Raw genomic sequence first — 20,000 nt, forward strand, 5'->3', positions numbered from 1 at the left:
GTAGCCGGTCACCCGGAGGGCGGCCCAGCTCACCCGTCAGGTGTCACCAGCACGTGATCTCCGGTGGCGGCCCGCCCGCCGCGCCCGAGCGCAGGACCAGGACCTCGAGGTTGTCCGCGAACCGGTAGGGCCGGCCGACGACGATTCCGCCGACGATCCGGCGCAGCCGTGAAATCTCCGCCCGCACCGTGCCCGCGCGGCCCGCGTCGCCGAACAGAGCCAGCGAAAGCTGCGAAGCGGTGCGGCCGTTTCGATGGGAAGCCAAGACGTACAACAGTTCCGCGTGCCGTGGCGACACCCGGCAGGTCCACTCGCCGGAAGCGCCGCCCACCGTCAGCACCGGTTCGCCGGGGACGCGCACATCGAGCTCGACCCGCGCCGGCGGTGCTTCCTCCTGGTCCACCAACCGGATCAGCCAGCCGCCGGGCAATGGCTCCAGCAGGCACGAACCGTAGGCGGGCAACCAGGTCCGCCCGGGCTTGGCCGTGCGCGGCAGCAGGACGCGGTCCGCCGGCGCCAGACCGGCCGCGGCGGCGATCCAGCCGTGCGCGTCCGTCACGAGCGCGCGCCCGGAGACCTTCGCCAGGGCCGTCACGGCGAAGCCGCGCAACCGTTGCAGCTCACCGAGATGCTCGGTCCGCAGCTGTGCTTCCGCCAACCGGGCGACGGCGTCGACGAGCGCGAGGGTGTTCGGGTGCACCGTGGCGGCGGGTCCGGAGAGGTCGACGGCGCCGAGCAGGCGGCCGTCACGCGGGTCGCGGAGCGGCGCGGCGGCGCAGGTCCAGTCGTGCTGGGCGCGAGCGTAGTGCTCGGCGGAGTAGACCTGGACCGAACGGCGCGCGACCAGCGCCGTGCCGGGCGCGTTGGTGCCGACGGACCGCTCCTGGAGGTCGATCCCTTCGACGAAGCCGATCCCGTCCGCACGCCGGCGGACCGGAACACTGCCGTCGCGCCACAGCAGGTGCCCGCCGTCGTCGACCACGACCATGATGTGCCCGGCCTGCTCGGCCAGGCTGATCAGTCCGCCGCGCAGCATCGGCAGCAACGGGGCCAGCCCGCTCTCCCGCCGCCGCTGCTCCACCTCCTCCGGGCCGAGCACGACGCTGGGCGCGCCCTGGTCCGGGTCGACGCCGAGGCGGCGCATCCGTTGCCAGGACGCGCCGATCACCGGCCGGGGGTGGCTGGGCAGAGCCGCACCGGCCACCGCGGCCTCGTGCAGGCGGGCGAGGACCCGAGCGTGCCGGCGGGGGTCCGCCCCGGCCGGCAGAGCTGCCTCGAGGTGCACCTGGTCCAACCACCGCTCCTAGTCCACTGGCCGCTTCCCGCCCTGTGGCCAGTGTGCCCGGACCCGCTCGGTGACCGGAAGTTACCGTGGCTTCGACGATCATCGCACCGGGTTTCCCCTGGTGCGGGGCGCCCTGGAGCCGGTTCCGCCGCGGCGCTCCGGCCCGCGTCAGGAGTTGCTGCGCAACAGCCCGAGCCGGGCCGCTTCGGCCATCACCGAGCGCACGTCCACGCACCACGGCCCGTCGGACCGCAACTCCACGTATGCGCTCTCGCCGTGCTTCAGCTCCATCTCCCGCTCGCCGTCCACGGCGATCACGCCGCCGGCCGCCGCGAGATCCACCCGCACGCCCGGACGCAGCACGCCCCAGCCACGCACGCCGACCGATTTGACCAGGCCCGGCGCGATCGGCGCGCGGACGACGTGCGGCGTGACGTCGACGGGACCGAGCTTGAGGGCCACCCCGTCCGGGCTGGAGCGCGGGCTGGGGCACAGCTGGCCCGCGATGCTGGAGAGGCCGATGCCGTCGGGTTCGGCGAAGACGCAGTACAGCTCGGTCAGCGCGGCCGGGTCCCAGAGCGCCCGCGCGCCGACGTGCCGGCTCATCGTCACGGCCACGTCGACCAGCGCGATCTCCCGGCGCGCCTTGGTGACCACTTCGAGCTTGCCGACCCGGCTCGTGACCAGGTCGGCGTCCACCTGCCCGGTCGCGAGCAGCCCGGCCGCCAGCCCGGCGACGGTGGCCTCGCGCATCTGCGGGAACGCGTTGTTGGTGCCCGTGGACAGCGCGAGCAGCGGCACGTCACCGCAGGCCCGCGCGGCGACCCGGGCGGTCCCGTCGCCGCCGAGGCAGACGATCACCCCGGCCCCCGCGTCGACCATGCGGCGCACGGCGTTCGCGGTGTCCTGCGCGGTTCCGGTGATCGGGTCGCGGTCGCAGAACTCGACGTCCGGCCACTGCCCGCCCCGCCCGAGCGCGAGCATCACGGCGGCGGAGATGCCGCCGAGGTCCGTGGACACCAGCGCGCGCCCGACCCCGGCCACGGCGAACGCGGCCAGCAGCCGCTGGACCATGTTGGCCTTCTCGGCCGTCGGGAAGACCGACGCGTGGGCGACCAGCCGCCGAATGTCGCGTCCCGATGCCGGGTTCGCGACGATGCCCGCCACGGCTGCGCCCACCACACCTGCTCCCGTCGTCCGGCTCGTGCCGGTTCAGCAGACCCTGTGCGGCAGTGTGAGGGAAGGGTTGCAGCAGGTTGCACCCCGGGCTCTCACCCGGACGGCCCAGCGTCCGGTGTGGACGCGCGGCCCGGCCGGTTTCACCGACGGTGAGGACGGCGGCGGCTCAGGACACGGCGGCGGCGGAACCCTCGAAGCGGTAACCCGCTTCCTCCACCGCGGCCCGCACGGCGGCCTCGGCCAGGACCTCGCCGCTCGTCACGGTGACCCGGCCGGTCTCGACCACCACGGCGACATCCGCGACGCCGGGCAGCGCGGCCAGCTCCTCGGTGACCGACTGTGCACAGTGGCCACAGGACATTCCGGAGACGAGGTACCCGTTCGCGATCATGAGACGCAGCTTACGAGATCCCGGTACCCCCACGATCGAGTGACAGGTCCTAGGCCAAAAGGCAGAATACCGTTACGCCGCAAGGAGATCTGCGGACCGGGCCCACCCCGGCCGGCGCAACGCGAAAGGGGCCGCCACCCGCAACGGGTGACGGCCCCTCCTCGAAGTACGTGGGTCAGATAACGCTGACCGACGTGGCCTGCGGACCCTTCGCGCCCTGGCCGATCTCGAACTCGACGCGCGCGTTCTCCTCGAGGGAACGGAAGCCGTTGCCCTGGATCTCGCTGTAGTGCACGAAGACGTCGCCGCCACCGTTGTCGGGGGTGATGAAGCCGAACCCCTTCTCGGAGTTGAACCACTTCACAGTGCCCTGAGTCATCAAAAATCTCCATACATAACACAAAAAAACAGGAAGCCACATCAGCATCCCGGGTCGGCACGGGAACGGTTTGCTTCCTCGATGAGGAGACACCACGCCCGCTGAGTTCTGCGAGCGTGACTCATCACGAACACAAAATCGAGACCGGGCAAAGTAAAGCACGACCAGACCCGGGCGGACAACCCGCCTCGCCGCAACCGAGGGCAGTGCTATTCGCCACATCCGGCTACTCGCCACACCCAGGAATTCGCCGCACCCGGCCGTCTGACCCCCGGCCCACCGCACCGCCCACTCTGGACCGCCGCCCGGCCGAACCGGCGCTGGGCCGAGGTTTTCCCGCTGAACTCACCCGGTCAGGGGCTTTCCAGGCCGGGTTCTCGGGCCGGGGTTCGCCACGCTGGGTTCTAGGGCCAGGATTTCCTGGGCTGAGGTTCGCCGCGCCGGGTTCTCGGGCCGGGGCTCATTGCCCTGGGTTCTCGGGCCAGGATTTCCCGGGTCGGGTTCACCGCGCTGGGTTCTCGGGCTGGTTCTACCGAGTTGGGATTTCCCGGGCCGAAAGAAGTTCTCAGGCTGAGGTAGGCGAACGGAGTCGTTCGCCGACCGCCCCTTAGAACCCAGTTCTTCGGGTCCGGGGTTCCTCCGGCCCGGCGCCTTGAGCGGCCCGGCACTCTGCACGGCCCGGCGCCTCGAAACCGGCTCCAGGGCCCGGATCCTTTTCGCCGTCAGCGGAATCCGACCACGACACCGTCGGCCGCGATACCCCTACTCGGACCGCAGCACGACCCCAGCCGGGACGGCGCCGTTCACCGCGCCGTCCCACCAGGACTCGCCGACAGGAATTCCAGCCGACGGGGATTCCCAGCCAGCGGGAACTCCAGCCGGGCGCGGATCTTCCGGCCACGGCCAGGACGGAACTGGGACGGAACCAGGACCGGAGCGGCCCCGGGTCAGCGTGAACCGGCTCGGGTTCGCTACTCCCCGCTGGCCGGCCGCAGGTCGGCGCTGCCGCCGAACGGCGAACGCCAGCTCGGGCCCTCGTCCGCGGACACGACAGCCACGTCGTGCGCCTCCGCGCTGGCGCTGAACAGCACCGGCCGGACACCGGAGACCACACCGGCTTCGTCACGCAGGTGGTTCTTCTCGGTCATATCGAAACTCCCCTCGTTCCCGACCCGCACTCGGGCGGGGCGATGACCGTGATGATGCCATCGGGCACCGACAGAATCCGGTGCTCCCGCCTGGATCGGCCAGGACCACAACAATCACAGAGTAGAAGCTCCAGGCGGGCCCGCGCTGATCTCGAGCACAACCGCGAACCGCCGGAACACCGCCAGGTTACCGGAGCCGCCCGGCATCGGCCACCGAACTCCTCCGGCGTTTCCCCCTACCCACCGAAAGAACCCTCACGGCCCCGACGGCGGGCGGGCGGCGCCGAGCAGGCCGCTGAGCCGGACGTCCGGGGTCACCACGTCCGGGTCGGTCCGCACGTCGATCACGCACGGCCGCTGGCGCACCAGCGCGCTGGCGATGATGGGTTCCAGCTCCTCCCGGTCGTCCACCGTGTACCCGGCCGCGCCGAGGCCACGCGCCCAGGAGGCGAAATCGGTCAACGGGATGGTCACCCCGGAGAGCCGCCCGTGGCTGCGGGCCTGGTGCATCGCGAGCGGGCCGTGCAGCCCGTTCTGGAACACCACCACCATCACCGGCGCGCGGTAGCGCACGGCGGTCTCGATCTCCTGCCCGGTCATCAGCGTGCCGGCGTCGCCGACCATGGCGACGACGCTGCGGCGCGGCTCCGCCAGCTTGGCCGCCACCGCCGCGGGCACGGCGTACCCCATCGCCGCGTTGCTGGGCCCGAGCTGGCTGCGCGGCGCGGTGAAGCACCAGTAGCGGTGCATGAACTGCGCGAAGTTGCCCGCGTCACTGGTCACGATGGTGTCCTCGGGCGCCAGCTTGCGCAGCGCGCGGACCACGTCCACGGGGTGGACGCGGGTGTTCCCGCTGGTGTCCGGGGGGGTCATGAAGGTGTGCACGGCCGCGTTGGCCGCCGAAGCCCGGCGGGTGCGCGGGGTGGCGGCCGCGCGCAGTTCGCGCAGGAACGGCTCCACCTCCGCGTCGACCCGGAAGGTCAGTCCGCGGCGGCGCTGGGCCTCGATGCCGGTGCCGACCAGCACCAGCGTCTGCTGCGCGGTCGGGTAGCGGTAGCCCTGGGTGGTGACCTGGTCGAGCTGGGTGCCGAGCGCGAGCACCACGTCCGCGCGCTCCAGCGCGTCGAGCTGGCGCGCCGGGATGCCGAGCCCGAGGTGCCCGGCGTAGCGCTCGTGGGTCTCCGGGAACGCGTCCTGCCTGCGGAAAGCGTTGTAGACGGGCAGCGAGAGCTCGTCCGCGACGGCGATCAGCTCGTCCCGCGCCGAGCGCGCCCGGCCGCCGACGATCACCACCGGGTAGCGGGCCTCGTCGACCAGCCCGGCCACGGCTTCGGCCGAGCGGCCCAGCGTCCCGACCGCGGGCGGGCGCACGGTCGCGACCGGTTTGGCCGAGTCGTAGGGCACCCCCCAGGCGTCGCTGGGCACGCCGATCACCACCGGCCCCGGCCGTCCTTCGCGCGAGCGGGTCAGGGCCTCGGCCAGCAGGCCCGGCACCCCGTCCGGGTCCTCGGCGCGCACGCACCACTTGGCGATCGGCTCGAACATCGCGGTCAGGTCCGAGGTCGGCAGCTCACCGGCGCCGACCGGGTCCAGCGGCGGCGTCTCCAGCAGCACGACCACCGGGGTCTCGTCCTGGAAGGCCGTCTGGACGCCGATGACCAGCCCGGCCGCCCCCGGTCCGCGGCCGGCCAGCAGCACGGCGGGGCGTTCGGTGAGCTTGCCCTCGGCTTCGGCCATGAAGGCCGCGCCGGAGTCGTGCCGGGCCGCGACCAGGGTGATCTCGCGCTCGCGCTGCACCACGTCGAGCAACGGCAGGAACGAATGGCCGACCACGGCGTACACCCGGCGCACGCGTGCCTCGATCAGGATGCGCACGGCCGTCTGGGCGACGGTCGCCCCTGCTTGGTATCTAATGGGGAGAGCTTAAGGCGGCACCGTTCACCGTAGTCAAGCGATCTTCCTCGAATGACCGGGAGAATCGGCTGAATGTCCGCTTTGACCGCCCCCGGCAGGGAAGCGAGGACCGAGTCTTGACCTCACCCGAACACGAAACCGTCTTCACCTACGGCGCCCCGGCGTTGAAGTACGGCACCGGCGCCAGCGAGGAGATCGGCTACGACCTCACGACGTACGGCGCCCGGCGCGTGCTCGTCGTGACCGACCCGGTGGTCGCGGCCACGGGCTGGCCGGAGCGGATCGCGGCGGGGATCGCCGGTCACGGCATCGAGGCCGAGGTCTTCGACGGCGTCCACGTCGAGCCCACCGACGTCAGCCTGCGCAACGCCGTCGACTTCGCCCGCGGCTCGGGCCCGTACGACGCGTTCGTCGCGGTCGGCGGCGGCTCCAGCATCGACACGGCGAAGGCCGCGAACCTGCTGACCAGCAACGACGGCGAGCTGATGGACTACGTCAACGCGCCGGTCGGGGGCGGCCGGGCGCCCACCCGTCCGCTGAAGCCGCTGGTCGCGGTGCCGACCACCACCGGCACCGGCTCGGAGAGCACCACCGTGTGCGTGCTGGACGTGCTTTCGATGCGGGTGAAGAGCGGGATCAGCCACCTGCGGCTGCGTCCGACCCTGGCCGTCGTCGACCCGCTGCTGACGGTGTCGCAGCCCGCCGGGGTGACGGCCGCGAGCGGCATGGACATCCTGTGCCACGCCGCGGAGAGCTACACCGCCAAGGCGTACACGGACTTCGCCCGCAAACGCCCCGAAGAGCGCGTGCCCTACTGCGGGGCGAACCCGCTGGCCGACATGTTCGCGGAGAAATCGCTGGAACTGCTGTCGTGGGCGCTGCCCGCGGCCGTCCGCGACGGCTCGGATCTGAAGGCGCGCGAAGCGATGGCGCTCGCCGCGACGTTCGCCGGGCTGGGCTTCGGCAACGCCGGGGTGCACATCCCGCACGCCAACGCCTACCCCATCGCGGGCCAGGTCCGTGACTTCCACCCCGAGGGCTACCCCGGCGACGAAGCCCTGGTGCCGCACGGCATGGCGGTCTCGCTGACCGCGCCGGCGGCGTTCCGCTTCACCTTCGACGCGGCGCCCGAACGGCACCTGCGCGTGGCCCGCCTGCTCGCCCCGGACTTCGAGCCGAGCGGGGATCCGGCCGGCCACCTGCCCGCGGTGCTGGTCACCCTGATGCGCGAGATCGGCATCCCGGCGGGCATCGGCGCGGTCGGCTATTCGGAGTCCGATGTAGACTCATTGGTCTCGGGAACCACCAAACAGCAACGACTTCTGGCGAACGCCCCGCGCGAAGCCACGGAGGAAGACCTGTCGGCGATCCTGCGCTCCTCGGTCTCGCTGTGGTGAGCGGCTACCCGCACTGGCAGACGGTTCCGTTGCGCTGGAAGGACAACGACGTCTACGGGCACGTGAACAACGTCGTGCACTACTCCCTGATGGACACGGTGATCAACACCTGGCTGATCACCCGCGGCGGCCTGGACATCAGCGCGGGCGAGGTGATCGGGCTCTGCGTGGAATCGCACTGCGCGTACCACGCTTCGGTCTCCTTCCCGGAGTCCCTGCGGATCGGCCTGCGCGTGGCGCACCTCGGCCGGTCGAGCGTGCGGTACGAGATCGGCATGTATTCGGACTCGGCGGTCGACCTGCTGGTCGCGGAGGGCCACTTCGTGCACGTGTTCGTCGACCGCGGATCCCGGCGGCCGGTCGAGGTGACGGGAAAGCTGCGGGAAGCGCTGGCGGAGCTGACCGTCGCGGGCGGCTGAGGCGCGACGGTCGTCCGCGGCCGAAGTCCCTGTGCGTCCACCCGGGTGAGCGCCGGCGCCCCGATGTCCACTGACCGCAACCAGCACCCGCGAAACCGGTAATCCACCTGGCCCAGTGCGTTGGGCCAATGGTCTGAACTTCTCCCGCGGCAGCAACCTCCGTCGATAACCTGGCTGCTCACCGCCCGAGCGAGGGAGCTTCATGACCACGGCACGCCACGCGCCGGACATCCTTTCCCCCGAATTCGCCGCCGACCCGTACGCCGCGTACGACATCATGCTCGAGGACGAGCCGCTGATCTGGCACGAAGGCATGCAGAGCTACATCGTTTCCCGTTACGACGACGTGGCCAGGGCGTTCCGCGAACCGGTCTTCACCACCGACAACTACGGCTGGCAACTGGAGCCCGCGCACGGTCGCACCATCCTGCAGATGAGCGGGCGCGAGCACTCCATCCGGCGCGCGCTGGTCGTCCCCGCCTTCCGCGGCAACGAGCTGGAGCGGAAGTTCCGGCCCGTGATCGAGCGCAACTCGCAGCGGCTGATCGACGGGTTCCGCCACCGGGGACGGGCCGACTTGGTCCAGGACTACGCGCGGCACTTCCCGATCAACGTGATCGTCGACATGCTGGGTCTGGACCAGAGCGACCACGAGCGCTTCCAGGTCTGGTACACCGCGATCATCGGGTTCCTCGGAAATCTCGGGCAGGACCCCGAAGTCGCCGCGGCCGGGGTGCGCACCCGCGAGGAGCTCTCCGCCTACCTGCTGCCGATCATCCGGCAGCGGCGGGAAAACCTGGGTGACGACCTGCTGTCCACGCTCTGCTCGGCCGAGGTCGACGGCACCTCGATGAGCGACGAGGACATCAAAGCGTTCTGCAGCCTGCTGCTCGCGGCCGGCGGTGAGACGACCGACAAGGCCATCGCCAGCCTGTTCCGGAACCTGCTCGCGCACCCCGACCAGCTCGAAGCGGTCCGCAACGACCACGGGCTGATCCCCAAGGCCTTCGCCGAGACGCTGCGGCACACGCCGCCGGTGCACATGATCATGCGCCAGCCGGCCGAGGACATCGAGATCGCCGGGCAGCCGATTCCCGCGGGCAGCACCGTGACCTGCCTGATCGGTGCGGCCAACCGCGACCCGCGGCGGTTCTCGAACCCGGAGTCGTTCGACCTCTTCCGCGAGGACCTGCCGACCGAGACGGCGTTCTCCGCGGCGGCGAGCCACCTGTCCTTCGCGCTGGGACGGCACTTCTGCGTCGGCGCGCTGCTGGCCAAGACGGAGATCGAGGTCGGGGTGGCGCAGTTGCTCGACGCCATGCCCGACCTCCGGCTCGACGAGGGCGCCGAGACGGCCGAACGTGGCGTGTTCACCCGCGGCCCCGCCGCACTGCCGGTCCGGTTCACCGCCAACTGAACGACCGGTGGGGGTTCAGCCCGGCACCCACCGGACTGAACCCCCGCAAGCCTTACCAGCTCCCGGAAAACGAGCCTTCCGGGCTGGCCACGTAGGTCGGGGTGAAGGTCACCGGCAGCGATTCCAGACCCCGCATCCACATCGACGGACGCCACACCAGGTGCTCCACCGGCACCGACAGCGAGAGGTCGGGCAGCCGGTCCAGCAGCACCTCGACGGTGGTCCGGGCGATCACCTCGGCGACCTCGGGCGCGGGGTGCGGGCAGCCGTGCTCGCCGTGCCCGAACGACATGTGCGCGTGGTTGCCCAGCGCGCCGCCGGCCAGGTCCGGGCGCACGTGCGGATCGGCGTTCGCGGCGGCCAGCCCGAGCACCACCAGGTCGCCCGCGCGGACGCGGCGGCCACCGAGCTGGGTGTCGCGCGTGGCGAAGCGGCCGATGAAGTTCTGCGTCGGGGTGTCGTGCCAGAGCACCTCGTTGAGGGCTTCGCCGACGCTGCCGCGCCCGCCCGAGAGCGTCATCGCGAACCGGTCGTCGGTCAGCATCAGCCGGATCGTGTTGCCGATCCAGTTGGCCGTCGGCTGCTGCGCCGCGGCCGTGACCACCAGCAGGTCCTGGATGATCTCCGCGTCCGAGAGCTGCGCCGGGTGCTGCATCATGTGCGAGGGCACGTCCGAGCCGGGCTGCTGGTGCTTGCCCGCCAGCAGCCGTCCCATCGCCTCCTGCACCCGTCCGTAGGCCGGGATCGCGTCCGGGCCGACGTCCAGCGAGATCGCGACGTCCCGCACCAGCGCCGGGGTGTCCGCCTCCGGCATCCCGTACATCTTGGCGATCGCGAGCAGCGGGATCTGCATGGCGAACTGCGCGATCAGGTCGGCCTCGCCGCTGCCGGCGAAGGTGTCGATCAGCCGGTCCGCGATCCGCTCGCAGTGCGAGCGCAGGTCGAACTGGTCCACCGCCGAAAGCGCGTCGCCGATCGCGCCCGCGCGGCGGCGGTGCTCCAGCGCCTCGGTGAACATGACCGACGGGTTGTAGGCGACGTAGGGCAGCAGCGGCCAGTCCGCGGGCACGTTGTCCCACTGGTTCCAGCGCCGGGTGTCGCGCTGGTAGAGCAGGTTGTCGCTGGTCACCTGGTGGATCTCGCGGTAGCCGATGACCAGCCAGGCGGGCACGTCGCCGTCGAGCAGCACCGGGGCGACCCCGCCGTGCTGCTGCCGGATCTTCGCGTACAGGGCCGCCGGGTCCTCCTGGAACTGCGCCCCGTACAGCTGCACGAAGTCCTCCGTGGACGCCAGGTCGGCCACGGCGCTCGGCTGGAAGCTGCTGCTGGACTGAAAATCGGTCACGGCTGGTTCTCCCGGGCGGTGGACAGCGAGTAGAGGTGGTCGACGAGCGCGATCAGCACGTTCTTGGCGGAGTCGCGGCGGCGGGCGTCGCAGTCGATCAGCGGCACGTCGGCGGAGAGGTCCAGTGCGCCGCGGACTTCGTCGAGGCCGTGGGTCGGGGGCTCGAAGTTGTTGCGCGCCACGATGAACGGCGTCCCGTGGTGCTCCAGCCGGTCGATCGCGTACCAGGAGTCCTCGAGCCGGCGGGTGTCCACCAGCACCACGGCGCCGAGCGTGCCGGAGAACAGCCGGTCCCAGAGGAACCAGAACCGCTCCTGGCCGGGCGCGCCGAACAGGTACAGCACCATCCGCTCGTCGAGGCTGATCCGGCCGAAGTCGAAGGCGACCGTGGTCGTGGTCTTCGCCTGCCGGGCCCCGGGGTGGTCGATGCCGATGCCGGCCTGCGTCATCGTCTCTTCGGTGCTCAGCGGCCGGATCTCGCTGACCGAGCGGACCATGGTGGTCTTGCCGACCCCGAACCCGCCGACGACCACGATCTTGAGCCCTTCCGCCGCCGTGGCGGCCAGCGGGGTGCGGCTCGTGCGTTCAGAGGTTGCGGAGTCCAACGAGCACCTTCTTGAGGAATTCGGAGTCGGGGATGGAAGCGCTCGTCGTGGCCGAGGACGGGTGCCGGGCCGAGACGCGGCCGCTGTCGAGCAGGTCCGTGAGCAGGATCTTGACCACGCTCACCGGCAGCGCGAGCTCGGAGGAGATCTCCACCACCGAGGTCGGGCGCTCGGCGATCCGCAGGATCCGCACGTGCTCGGACTGCATCCCGGCCGACGGCGCGGACTCGGTCACGATCAGCGTGACCAGGTCCAGTTCGACGTCGTCGACGCGGCTGCGGCCCCCGGTGACCGTGTACAGCCGGTCCGGGTCCTCCTCCTCGACTGCGCGGCGAATCATGCCGTCGGGCCGGCCGGGGCGTACCGGGGCGCGGCGGTGAGGAAGGCGCCGATCTGCTCGACCAGCTCGTCCATGTTGTGCCCGACCAGGCCGACGTCGGCGTCCTCGGCGGCGATCACCGCGAGGTGCGAGCCGATGCCGGCCTCGACGATGAACAGGATCCCGCCGTGGAACTCGGTCATCGAGTTGCGCACGCCGCCACTGCCGTCGCCGAACTCCGCGGACGCGCCGTGCGAGAGGGCCTGCACCCCGGCGGCGATCGCGGCCAGCTGGTCGGCCTTGTCCACGGTGAGCCCGGCGGTGTGGCAGAGCTTGAGACCGTCCTTGGACAGCACCAGCGCGTGCACCGCGCCGTGGGTGTTGCCGACGAGGTTCTCCAGCAGCCATTCGAGGTTCGGGTTCTGGGCGTTCATCGGGAATCCGGGGGCGGCGCCGGGCGGCTCCTGCCCCCTCACTCCAATCTGGGGGGTCCGGTTCGGCAGCGGGGCGGGCATCAGTCCTGGTCCTCCGCGGCGGTCGGCTCCGGCGAGCCGGAGGCGGCCTTGCGGGTGCGGGCCTGCTGGAAGGCGCCGAACCGGGCGCCGCTGTCCCCGCCGGCGCGCGACTGCCGCGGTCCGGGCGAGGGCGAGACCGGCGGCCGTGACGAGGCCGCCAGGGTCTGGCCCCGCGGGCGTTTCGGCAGCGCGGCGGGCTCGCTCGGCATCGGCTCGGCCGGCATCGGCTCCACGGGTGACTCCTCCGGCCAGGCGCGGCTCGTCCCGGCCGCCACCAGCGCTTCGCGCCGCGGCGCGGGCTCGGGCAGCGGCTCCGGCCGCGGCTGGGTGATCAGGTGGTTGGGGATGCGCATGACCACACCGATGCCGCCGCGGGACGAGGGGCGGAAGAACACGTGCAGCTGGTGCTTGCGGCCGAGCTGGCCGACCACGGCCAGGCCGAGCCGGGTGCCCGAGAGCGAGGTCAGGTCCAGCGGCTCGTGCAACGCCACCGCCTTCTCGGCCCGGACCAGGGCCTGCGGCTTCATGCCGAGGCCGCCGTCTTCGATGGTGATCACGGCGCCGTTGTGCAGGTCCTCGACGTAGACGTGGACCTCCTCCGACGGCGCGGAGAACTTGGTCGCGTTGTCCATCAGCTCGGCCAGCGCGTGCATCACGTCCTCGGCCGCGTAGCCGGCGATGGCCGAGCCGCTGGTGGAGTGGACGCGCACCCGCTGGTACGCCCCGATCCGGCCCATCGCGCCGCGCAGGATGCTCTCCATCCGGATCGGCTTGGCCCAGCGGCGCCCGGACCGGGCCCCGGTGAGCACCGCGATCGAGTCGGCGAGCCGCCCGGCCTGGGCCGTGCTGTGGTCGACCTTCAGCACGTCGCCGAGCATGTTCTCGGCGCAGTGGTTCTCGATCTCCCGCAGGTCGGCCAGGATGCTGGTGGTCAGCGCCTGCACCCGGCCGGCGGCGTTCGCGCAGGCCGCGGTGGCCGCCGCCCGGCGCCGTTCCCCGGCCGCGACCTCCTCCACGAGCATCCGCACGATCCGCTCGTGGGTCTCCGGCCCGGGCCGCGGCATCGAGCCGAACACGGTGGCGGCGGTCGCGCCGTCGCGCAGCCGGGCCACGACCGCGGGCATGGTCTGGTCCACCAGGCGCGACAGTTCGGCGTCGGCCGCTTCGGTCCTGGCTTCGGCGGCCCGCGTCCGCTCCTCGGCCTCGCGGACCCGTTCCTCGGCCTGCGTGACGCGGCCGGTGCCCCGGGTCGCGAGGAAGACGGCGACGCACAGCAGCAGCCAGGTCACCCCGCCCGCGATCGCGACCAGCACCTGCACCGGACCGGGCACCGCGAGCGTCACCCACACCCAGAGCGCACCGACGACCACCGCCGTCACCGGTACCGCGAGGGCGGCCGGGGCGGCGGTCCCGCGCGGCTGCGCGTGGCGTGCGGGCAGTAGTTCCGACATGGCTTCAAGTCCTCGCGTCCGGTTGGTGGGGAGACAGTACCCGGGTGGGGCGACGCCGGGTTGGCGCCGGCGGCGGCTCGGGAAGGCGCGCTCCCGGCTCAAGTTTCGGCTCTCGATCCGGCACAGGTCGTACTCGCTGCTCCCAGGTCTCGGTGACGGGACCAGGATATTAGCGCCACCGGCCACCCCCCGGCGAACAGCACCACCACCCGGCGAGCCGCAGGCCCGCCACTTCACCACCGATAATTACGTTGTGCGACAACGGGTTCGACCCGCAGTCGCCGGATCTCACCGCGGTTCGGCCCCGAGTTCCCCCCGAACAGAGCAATGTGGTCACCGGCTTGGTCGCACGCGCTGCGACCGGCCGTGACCGAGGTGCCGGATCCGCCACCCGGAAAGGGAAAAGCCCGCCGCACCGCCGGTGAGGCGGTGCGACGGGCTCGGGCCCGGGGGCCGGATCAGCTCTTGTTGGTGCCCGGGGTGAGGACCGTGTCGATGACGAACACGGTGGCGTTCTTGGTGGGGATGTTGCCGCAGAGGACCTTGGCGCCGTTGACGGTCATGTTGTCGCCGGAGCCCTCGACCTTCACGGGGCCGCCCGCGGTGTTGAGCGAGTCGACCGAGCCGGCGGCGGACAGGCCCTTGGCGTCGTAGCGCTTGCCCAGGACGTGGTACTGCAGGATCGGGGCCAGCGCGGCCTTGTCGCCGGCGAGCTCCTTGAACTTCGCGTCACCCAGCTTGTCGAACGCCGCGTCGGCCGGCGCGAAGACGGTGATCGCGGGCTGGCTGTTGAGCGTGTCGACCAGGTCGGCGGCCTTCACCGCGGCGACCAGCTTGGTCAGCAGCGGGTTGGTCGAGGCGGCCGAGGCGACCGGCTGCGGGCCCATCGAGTCGAGCGAGCCGGCGGCGTTGCCCTGGGGCAGCTTCGAGCAGGCCGGGCCGAACACGTCGGCGTTGGTGGTCACGCCACCGGAAGCACCGGAGTCGGCCGAAGACGACGGAGCCGCCATCGAGGAGGACGGGGCCGGCGCGCTGCTGTTGCTGGACGAGCCGCTGTCGGAGCCACCGCCACAGGCCGAAAGGGCGAGAGCGGTAACAGCAGTGACACCGATACCGGCGATACGCAGGGACTTCACGGGAGTTTCTCCGTTCACAGTGGACAGTCTGGGTGGTTCGAAGGGCTGGGGAGATCGCAGCTTTTCCGACTCCGCGGTGTTCTCTTGACAGGCATTCGACCCTGCCGCCGAAACGGATTGGTCAGGTTTTCTCCCACTTTCGGGTGACCCGACCCCTAAGGGGTCGGGAGCCTCCCCACCAGCCGTTTCGCTCCGCGCGACGCCGTCCCGGCTACCATCGAAGGCCGATGGGACGCGGAGGGACGGGATGAGCGAGGACGGGCCGGACCGGAACTGGTCGGCGGACGAGAAGTCGGCCTACCGCCGGCTCGTGCGCGCCCACCACCCCGACTTCGGCGGCGACCCGGAGACCTTCGCCGCCGAAGTGGCGCGGTTCCACGCCCGCCGGTCGGCCCCGCAGGAGGAGATCATCACCTTCGTCACCAAGCGCAAGGGTCTGGGCCGCCTCGTGGACGCGGTCTCGACGCACCACCGCAGGCGCCGCCGCCCGCCGCGGGTGCGCTGAAGCCCCTCAGACGATGCGAGCGGTGCCGGTCTTCGTGGAGAACCGGAATTCCAGCGTCACCGGCAGATCGTCCAGGTCGAGGGACTCGCGCAGGCGCGGCAGCACGGTCGATTCCAGTTCACGGCGGATGCTCGGCAGATCGCCGTCCTGGTCGACGCTCAGGACCGCCGCCAGGCGCGGGGCCGAGCGGGGGCCGGCCAGCGTGGCGTGGGCGTCGTGGACGCCGGGGCAGGCGGCGAGCTCCGCGACGAACGGCTCGACGGCCGTGTTCGCGGCCAGCTTCGTCGTGCCTTCGTCCGGGTTCCGCTCGAAGCGCCAGTCCTGCGTCCGCGGTTTGTGCGTGAGCTGGGCGGCGAGCCACCGCAGGGTCAGCAGCCCGATCACCACCGCCGCCGCGGCCACCACGTACAGCACCCAGGTCGGCGGGAGGTCCGTGCCCGGGACCAGCGGCGAATCCGGGCGCAGCAGCGTGAGCTTCCGGAAGTGCGTCAGCACGACGAAGGCCCCGGCGGCCAGCAGCACCACGCCGAGCACCACGAGCAGTCCGCGGTTGAGCCGGGCCGGGCGGTTCAGATCGGTCACGACGTGCTCCCGGAGGTCTTGAGCCGCACCTTCACGGCCGGCGGGGTGACGGGGTCGATCTGGCCGACCCGCTGCTCCACAGCGGTGCGCACGGCCTCGGCCAGTCCATCGGTGTTGGTGCGCGCCGTGGTCACCACGGCCTTCACCCGGCGGCCACCGAGCTTGACCTTCGCCCCGCTCACACCCTCCACAGAGGACGCGGCGGTGCGCAGGGTGGACCGGTAGCTGCGCCGCGAGGCCCCGGAGTCGAGGTCACCGCGCAGCGGGAGCACGGTCGCCTTCCCGGGCAGCACCGCGGCGAGCAGCAGGATCAGCCCGAGCAGCGCGGCCACCCCGCCGGCGATGCCCGGGATCGGGTCGGTCCAGTGCCGGTCGTGCAGCCAGCCGGTGACCGCCGCGTAGCTGATCCACGGCTTCTCGCCGATGATGAGCTGGATCGAGACGGCCGCGGCGAACACGCAGACGGCCAGGATCACCAGTGCGGTCAGCGTGGCCGGCACGCTGCGCCGGGGTCGGCGTTTCACAGCACCCTCCTGGGTTCGGCGGCGGCGGTGTGCAGCGCGGTCACGGTGATGTCCACGCGGGACACGGCGAGCCCGGTCAGCTCGGTGATCCGGCTCCGCAGGTGCTCGCGGGCGGCTTCCGTGGTCTTCGCCACCGACCGCGGGTAGCTGATGGACAGCCGCACGTCGAGGGTCACGGTGTCGTCGTGCACCTGGGCGGTCACCTTGGCCGACCGGTCCAGGTCCTCGCCGCCGACGGCGACGCCCAGCATCCGCGTCGCGGAGCCGCCGACGCCGTCGAGCTCGGTCACCGCCTGCGTGGCGATGCGCTCCACCGTGCGATCGCTGATCACGAGCTCGCCGCGGTCGTCGACCGTGCGCGCGGCGGGCAGGGTCGTGGTGGTCACGGGTCAGCCCCTGTCGCGGCCGGTCAGCTGGGACAGGTCGAGCTTGCCGTCGAGGAAGCGGCCGACCAGCAGGCCGAGCGCCCCCAGAACCAGCACGAGCAGGAAGGCGCCGAAGCCGCCGAACGCGGCGGCGAGGCCGAGCGCGAGGCCGGTCAGCAGCCCCAGTTGGGTCGAGTTCACGACTTGTTCTCCTCAAGGATGGTGGACCGAAGCGAAACGGCGGAGGCGGCCGGAGCAGCGGTGCCGGTGGGGTCACCGGGGACGGTGGGGTCGTCCGGGTCGGCGAGGTCACCGACCCAGACGTCCACGGGTCGCCCGAGGGGGCCGAGCGCTGTGCGGACCTCGTCCCCGAGCCGGGGCAGCGCGGCGGTGTCCCGGGCGACGACGCCGATGGTGACCACGTCGTCGCGGATCCGGACCCCGCGCACGCGGCGGCCGGGCAGGTAGGTCGAGATCTCGCCGAACCGCCCGCCGTGCAGTCCGGCGACGCCCGGCAGGGTCAGCACGATCGCGGCGAGCCGCTCGGCATCCACCAGGATGCCGGTGCTCACTGAACGCGGCCGGTGGACGAGGAGGACTCGTCGGAGTCGTCGCCCTCACCCGGGATGTGCACGTCGGAGACGTTGATGTTGACCTCGACGACCTCGAGGCCGGTCATCTGCTCCACCGCGCCGATCACGTTGCGGCGGACCGAACGGGACAGGTCGGCGATGGAGACGCCGTACTCGACCAGGATCTGCAGGTCGACCGCGGCCTGCTTCTCGCCGACCTCGACCGAAACGCCCTGGCCGGCCGAGGCGGAGGCGCCCGGGATGCGCTCGCGGATGGCGCTGAACGCGCGGGCCGCGCCGCCCCCCAGGTCGTAGACGCCGGGGACCTCGCGCGTCGCCAGCCCGGCGACCTTCTGCACGACGGTGTCGGCGATGGTCGTGGTGCCGTGCGAAGAGCTCAGCGCACCGGTCCCCGCCTTGTCCATCTCACCAGCGGAAATCGTGCTCTTCGTGGCCGTGTCGCTCATGGTGTCTCCTCGGTTCGGTCGAGCTGGTCGGCGGGGGCCGCAAGGGTTTCCCCCGCACCGGATAGACCCAGGACCGCCGTGAACGTCACGACCCGATCGTGTGGTTCAGGTCTCGTTCCACCGGGGAATCCACCACGGAAGGGTCGACAGTGGAGCCCATCGCGCCGGGAACGGGCGGCACGGCCGCGTGAATAGACTGCCCCGATGACCGAGCTGGAAATCATCACGGAGAAGTCCGACCCCGCGGTGCAGCGGATCCTCGACGTCACCAAGCCGTCGCGGTCCAGCATCAAGACGACACTGATCGAGGACGCCGAGCCGCTCCTGCAGGGCCTCGGCGCGGGGCTGGGGTTCATCGAGGTGTACGGGAGCGAGGGCACCCCGGTGCCGGCGGAGCTGCTGGCCGCCTGCGCCGAGCGGGGCGTCCCGGTCCGGCTGATGGACAGCACCGTGGTCAACCACCTGTTCAAGGGCGAGCGGAAGCCGAAGATCTTCGGCATCGCCCGCGTCCCCCGGCCCGCCGGTTTCGAGGACGTGAAGCAGCGGACCGGCGACGTGGTGGTGCTCGACGGCGTGAAGATCGTCGGCAACATCGGCGCCATCGTGCGGACCTCGTTCGCCCTCGGCGCCGCGGGCCTCGTGCTGGTCGACAGCGATCTGGGCAGCATCGCCGACCGCCGGCTGATCCGGGCCAGCCGCGGTTACGTGTTCTCCCTGCCGATCGTGCTCGCCACCCGCGAAGAGGCGATCGCGCACCTCCGCGACAGCGAACTGCCCTTGATCGTCTTCGACGCGGACGGCGAGCTGACCGTCGACGAACTCGGCCACCGGGAGGACCGCCTGGCCCTGCTCTTCGGCAGCGAGAAGACCGGCACCTCCGACGGCTTCCGAGGCATCCCCGCCACCTCGGTGTCGATCCCGATGATCAGCTCGGCCGAGTCGTTGAACGTTTCGGTGTCGGCCGGTATCGCCTTGCACGAGCGGAGCCGCCGCAACGTGCGTGGCGCTTAGGGCGTGTCCTCGATGCCGGCCGACGAATCCGCTCGTTCCGGCCGGTTGCCCGCCGATCGGCCCGAATGCGACGGCTCATCGGCCGATCCCCGGGGCCGCCGGGGGTGAATAGCTTCGGTCCACTCGTTCCCAGGCGGAGGTGGACCGTTGTCGAAGCAGTTCGGCCGGACTCAGGTGCGGGTCGGCATCGCCGCGCTCGTCGTGGTGGTGGGCCTGATCGCCGCGTTCGCCCTCAACCGCGGTTCCGACCGCACCGACTGGCGCTCCGGGTGCGGCTCGGCCCCCACCACAGCGGCGGACGAGCACCCGGCCGCCATCGCCGACGCCCGGAAAGCTCTGCTGGCCAAGGGGAACGACCCCCGGTTGGAGCTGGTGGTCGTCGACCTGGGCTCGTGCGCGGTTCAGGTGAGCTGGAGGGCCGATCAGCCCCAGCCCACCGCGTCCGTGGTGAAACTGCTCATCGCGCTCGACCTGATGGACCGGGCCGGAGTGCCCTCCGGCAGCGAGGCGACCGCCGTGCGCGCCATGCTCTCGGCCAGCGACGACGGCGTCGCCAGCCGCCTGTGGACCCACGACGGCGGACCGGCGATCGTCCGGCGCCAGGCCGGGAAGCTGGGGCTCACGCACACTTCCCCGCCGCGGGAAGCCGGCCAGTGGGGTTCCACCACGATGTCGCCCACCGACGTCGTCACGGTCTACCGGCACATCACCGCGGGCCTGACCGAGGACCGGCGCGAGTTCCTGACCGAGGCGATGGAGAGCACCCCGGAGAACGCCGCCGACGGGTTCGACCAGCACTTCGGCATCCCGCGCGCGTTCCCGGGCGCGGACTGGGCGGTGAAGCAGGGCTGGGGCAGCTCGGACGACCGGCGCGTGCTCAACACCACGGGCCTGGTCCGGGCCGGTTCCCGCACCTTCGCCGTCGCGGTGATGGCCACCTGGAACCTGAACATGGACTGGACCACCGCGGGCACGGCGCTCACCACCGCCACCGCCGCGTTGAAGAGCGGGCTGACCGCCCCGGCCGACCACGGCTTCCTGCGGTGACGCGAGGTCAGTGCCCGCGAGCGAGGT

24 protein-coding genes are annotated in these 20,000 nt (G+C 71.8%); 6 read left to right on the forward strand and 18 right to left on the reverse strand.

Annotation, left to right across the window (positions count from 1 at the left end; translation table 11 throughout):
* Positions 1-43: 43 nt before the first annotated feature.
* From NYF13_RS03605 to NYF13_RS03630, 6 genes are all read right to left on the reverse strand, one after another.
* Positions 44-1,294 (reverse strand): GAF domain-containing protein, encoded by a 1,251-nt coding sequence (locus tag NYF13_RS03605; RefSeq protein ID WP_315654125.1) that lies wholly within the window; start codon positions 1,292-1,294, stop codon positions 44-46.
* Positions 1,295-1,453: 159 nt separating this feature from the next.
* The gene (locus NYF13_RS03610) at positions 1,454-2,464 is read right to left on the reverse strand and encodes an NAD(+)/NADH kinase (protein WP_315654126.1); all 1,011 of its coding nucleotides are present in this window, start codon (positions 2,462-2,464) and stop codon (positions 1,454-1,456) included.
* Positions 2,465-2,630: 166 nt separating this feature from the next.
* Complete coding sequence (locus NYF13_RS03615; protein ID WP_315654127.1) at positions 2,631-2,855, reverse strand: heavy-metal-associated domain-containing protein; 225 nt, start codon at positions 2,853-2,855, stop codon at positions 2,631-2,633.
* A 175-nt stretch (positions 2,856-3,030) separates the two neighbouring features.
* Complete coding sequence (locus NYF13_RS03620; RefSeq protein WP_315654129.1) at positions 3,031-3,234, reverse strand: cold-shock protein; 204 nt, start codon at positions 3,232-3,234, stop codon at positions 3,031-3,033.
* A gap of 971 nt (positions 3,235-4,205) precedes the next feature.
* Positions 4,206-4,382: a hypothetical protein gene (locus NYF13_RS03625; RefSeq protein ID WP_315654131.1), complete on the reverse strand. Its 177-nt coding sequence runs from the start codon at positions 4,380-4,382 to the stop codon at positions 4,206-4,208.
* Positions 4,383-4,637: 255 nt separating this feature from the next.
* Positions 4,638-6,296 (reverse strand): thiamine pyrophosphate-dependent enzyme, encoded by a 1,659-nt coding sequence (locus NYF13_RS03630; protein ID WP_315657187.1) that lies wholly within the window; start codon positions 6,294-6,296, stop codon positions 4,638-4,640.
* A gap of 116 nt (positions 6,297-6,412) precedes the next feature.
* On the opposite strand from NYF13_RS03630, the gene NYF13_RS03635 reads away from it, so the two are divergent.
* The 3 genes from NYF13_RS03635 to NYF13_RS03645 all read left to right on the forward strand — a co-directional run bounded on the left by NYF13_RS03635 (position 6,413) and on the right by NYF13_RS03645 (position 9,529).
* The gene (locus NYF13_RS03635) at positions 6,413-7,693 is read left to right on the forward strand and encodes a hydroxyacid-oxoacid transhydrogenase (protein ID WP_315654132.1); all 1,281 of its coding nucleotides are present in this window, start codon (positions 6,413-6,415) and stop codon (positions 7,691-7,693) included.
* A complete protein-coding gene (locus NYF13_RS03640) occupies positions 7,687-8,112 on the forward strand; it encodes an acyl-CoA thioesterase (RefSeq protein WP_396286486.1) in 426 nt (141 codons plus the stop codon). The genes NYF13_RS03635 and NYF13_RS03640 overlap by 7 nt, the downstream gene beginning before the upstream one ends.
* 202 nt (positions 8,113-8,314) lie before the next feature.
* The gene (locus tag NYF13_RS03645) at positions 8,315-9,529 is read left to right on the forward strand and encodes a cytochrome P450 (RefSeq protein WP_315654136.1); all 1,215 of its coding nucleotides are present in this window, start codon (positions 8,315-8,317) and stop codon (positions 9,527-9,529) included.
* A gap of 52 nt (positions 9,530-9,581) precedes the next feature.
* Here the strand turns inward: NYF13_RS03645 and NYF13_RS03650 are convergent, their stop codons facing one another.
* The 6 genes from NYF13_RS03650 to NYF13_RS03675 form a co-directional block, all read right to left on the reverse strand.
* Positions 9,582-10,832: a cytochrome P450 gene (locus NYF13_RS03650; RefSeq protein ID WP_315657188.1), complete on the reverse strand. Its 1,251-nt coding sequence runs from the start codon at positions 10,830-10,832 to the stop codon at positions 9,582-9,584.
* 38 nt (positions 10,833-10,870) lie between these two features.
* The gene (locus tag NYF13_RS03655) at positions 10,871-11,407 is read right to left on the reverse strand and encodes an ATP/GTP-binding protein (protein WP_315657190.1); all 537 of its coding nucleotides are present in this window, start codon (positions 11,405-11,407) and stop codon (positions 10,871-10,873) included.
* Between the two features lie 52 nt (positions 11,408-11,459).
* Complete coding sequence (locus NYF13_RS03660; RefSeq protein WP_315654137.1) at positions 11,460-11,819, reverse strand: DUF742 domain-containing protein; 360 nt, start codon at positions 11,817-11,819, stop codon at positions 11,460-11,462.
* Complete coding sequence (locus tag NYF13_RS03665; protein ID WP_315654139.1) at positions 11,816-12,232, reverse strand: roadblock/LC7 domain-containing protein; 417 nt, start codon at positions 12,230-12,232, stop codon at positions 11,816-11,818. The genes NYF13_RS03660 and NYF13_RS03665 overlap by 4 nt, the downstream gene beginning before the upstream one ends.
* An 80-nt stretch (positions 12,233-12,312) precedes the next feature.
* Complete coding sequence (locus NYF13_RS03670) at positions 12,313-13,764, reverse strand: ATP-binding protein (RefSeq protein ID WP_315654141.1); 1,452 nt, start codon at positions 13,762-13,764, stop codon at positions 12,313-12,315.
* A gap of 458 nt (positions 13,765-14,222) precedes the next feature.
* Complete coding sequence (locus tag NYF13_RS03675) at positions 14,223-14,900, reverse strand: fasciclin domain-containing protein (RefSeq protein WP_315654143.1); 678 nt, start codon at positions 14,898-14,900, stop codon at positions 14,223-14,225.
* 247 nt (positions 14,901-15,147) lie between these two features.
* Between NYF13_RS03675 and NYF13_RS03680 the strand changes: the two genes are divergently transcribed.
* Complete coding sequence (locus tag NYF13_RS03680) at positions 15,148-15,405, forward strand: hypothetical protein (protein ID WP_315654145.1); 258 nt, start codon at positions 15,148-15,150, stop codon at positions 15,403-15,405.
* 6 nt (positions 15,406-15,411) lie between these two features.
* On the opposite strand, the gene NYF13_RS03685 is transcribed toward NYF13_RS03680, so the two are convergent.
* The 6 genes from NYF13_RS03685 to NYF13_RS03710 are packed head-to-tail and all read right to left on the reverse strand — an operon-like array spanning position 15,412 to position 17,915.
* Positions 15,412-15,987, reverse strand: coding sequence for an alkaline shock response membrane anchor protein AmaP (locus NYF13_RS03685; RefSeq protein ID WP_315654147.1), 576 nt, complete (start codon positions 15,985-15,987; stop codon positions 15,412-15,414).
* Positions 15,984-16,511 carry a DUF6286 domain-containing protein gene (locus NYF13_RS03690; RefSeq protein ID WP_315654149.1) on the reverse strand — a complete coding sequence of 176 codons (528 nt, stop codon included), beginning with the start codon at positions 16,509-16,511 and terminating at the stop codon, positions 15,984-15,986. The genes NYF13_RS03685 and NYF13_RS03690 overlap by 4 nt, the downstream gene beginning before the upstream one ends.
* A complete protein-coding gene (locus NYF13_RS03695) occupies positions 16,508-16,897 on the reverse strand; it encodes an Asp23/Gls24 family envelope stress response protein (protein WP_315654150.1) in 390 nt (129 codons plus the stop codon). The genes NYF13_RS03690 and NYF13_RS03695 overlap by 4 nt, the downstream gene beginning before the upstream one ends.
* A 3-nt stretch (positions 16,898-16,900) precedes the next feature.
* A complete protein-coding gene (locus NYF13_RS03700) occupies positions 16,901-17,077 on the reverse strand; it encodes a hypothetical protein (RefSeq protein WP_315654151.1) in 177 nt (58 codons plus the stop codon).
* Complete coding sequence (locus NYF13_RS03705; protein ID WP_315654153.1) at positions 17,074-17,448, reverse strand: hypothetical protein; 375 nt, start codon at positions 17,446-17,448, stop codon at positions 17,074-17,076. The genes NYF13_RS03700 and NYF13_RS03705 overlap by 4 nt, the downstream gene beginning before the upstream one ends.
* Entirely contained in the window at positions 17,445-17,915 is a 471-nt protein-coding gene (locus tag NYF13_RS03710; RefSeq protein WP_315654155.1) for an Asp23/Gls24 family envelope stress response protein, read from the reverse strand. Before NYF13_RS03710 ends, NYF13_RS03705 begins: the two co-directional genes overlap by 4 nt.
* Before the next feature lie 204 nt (positions 17,916-18,119).
* On the opposite strand from NYF13_RS03710, the gene nshR reads away from it, so the two are divergent.
* Positions 18,120-18,926 carry an NshR/TsnR family 23S rRNA methyltransferase gene (gene nshR, locus NYF13_RS03715; protein ID WP_315654157.1) on the forward strand — a complete coding sequence of 269 codons (807 nt, stop codon included), beginning with the start codon at positions 18,120-18,122 and terminating at the stop codon, positions 18,924-18,926.
* Positions 18,927-19,073: 147 nt separating this feature from the next.
* Complete coding sequence (locus tag NYF13_RS03720) at positions 19,074-19,973, forward strand: serine hydrolase (protein ID WP_315654159.1); 900 nt, start codon at positions 19,074-19,076, stop codon at positions 19,971-19,973.
* The last annotated feature ends 27 nt before the right edge of the window (positions 19,974-20,000 follow it).

Origin of the sequence: Amycolatopsis sp. PS_44_ISF1, assembly GCF_032335455.1 — a bacterium.
Classification (GTDB): domain Bacteria; phylum Actinomycetota; class Actinomycetes; order Mycobacteriales; family Pseudonocardiaceae; genus Amycolatopsis.

Bases quoted from the DNA above. Each gene is read 5' to 3' on its own strand.
- NYF13_RS03680 (WP_315654145.1), top strand. From the start codon at position 15,148: ATGAGCGAGGACGGGCCGGACCGGAACTGGTCGGCGGACGAGAAGTCG.
- NYF13_RS03710 (WP_315654155.1), bottom strand. From the start codon at position 17,915: ATGAGCGACACGGCCACGAAGAGCACGATTTCCGCTGGTGAGATGGAC.
- NYF13_RS03665 (WP_315654139.1), bottom strand. From the start codon at position 12,232: ATGAACGCCCAGAACCCGAACCTCGAATGGCTGCTGGAGAACCTCGTC.
- NYF13_RS03625 (WP_315654131.1), bottom strand. From the start codon at position 4,382: ATGACCGAGAAGAACCACCTGCGTGACGAAGCCGGTGTGGTCTCCGGT.
- NYF13_RS03615 (WP_315654127.1), bottom strand. From the start codon at position 2,855: ATGATCGCGAACGGGTACCTCGTCTCCGGAATGTCCTGTGGCCACTGT.
- NYF13_RS03620 (WP_315654129.1), bottom strand. From the start codon at position 3,234: ATGACTCAGGGCACTGTGAAGTGGTTCAACTCCGAGAAGGGGTTCGGC.
- nshR (WP_315654157.1), top strand. From the start codon at position 18,120: ATGACCGAGCTGGAAATCATCACGGAGAAGTCCGACCCCGCGGTGCAG.
- NYF13_RS03645 (WP_315654136.1), top strand. From the start codon at position 8,315: ATGACCACGGCACGCCACGCGCCGGACATCCTTTCCCCCGAATTCGCC.
- NYF13_RS03660 (WP_315654137.1), bottom strand. From the start codon at position 11,819: ATGATTCGCCGCGCAGTCGAGGAGGAGGACCCGGACCGGCTGTACACG.
- NYF13_RS03670 (WP_315654141.1), bottom strand. From the start codon at position 13,764: ATGTCGGAACTACTGCCCGCACGCCACGCGCAGCCGCGCGGGACCGCC.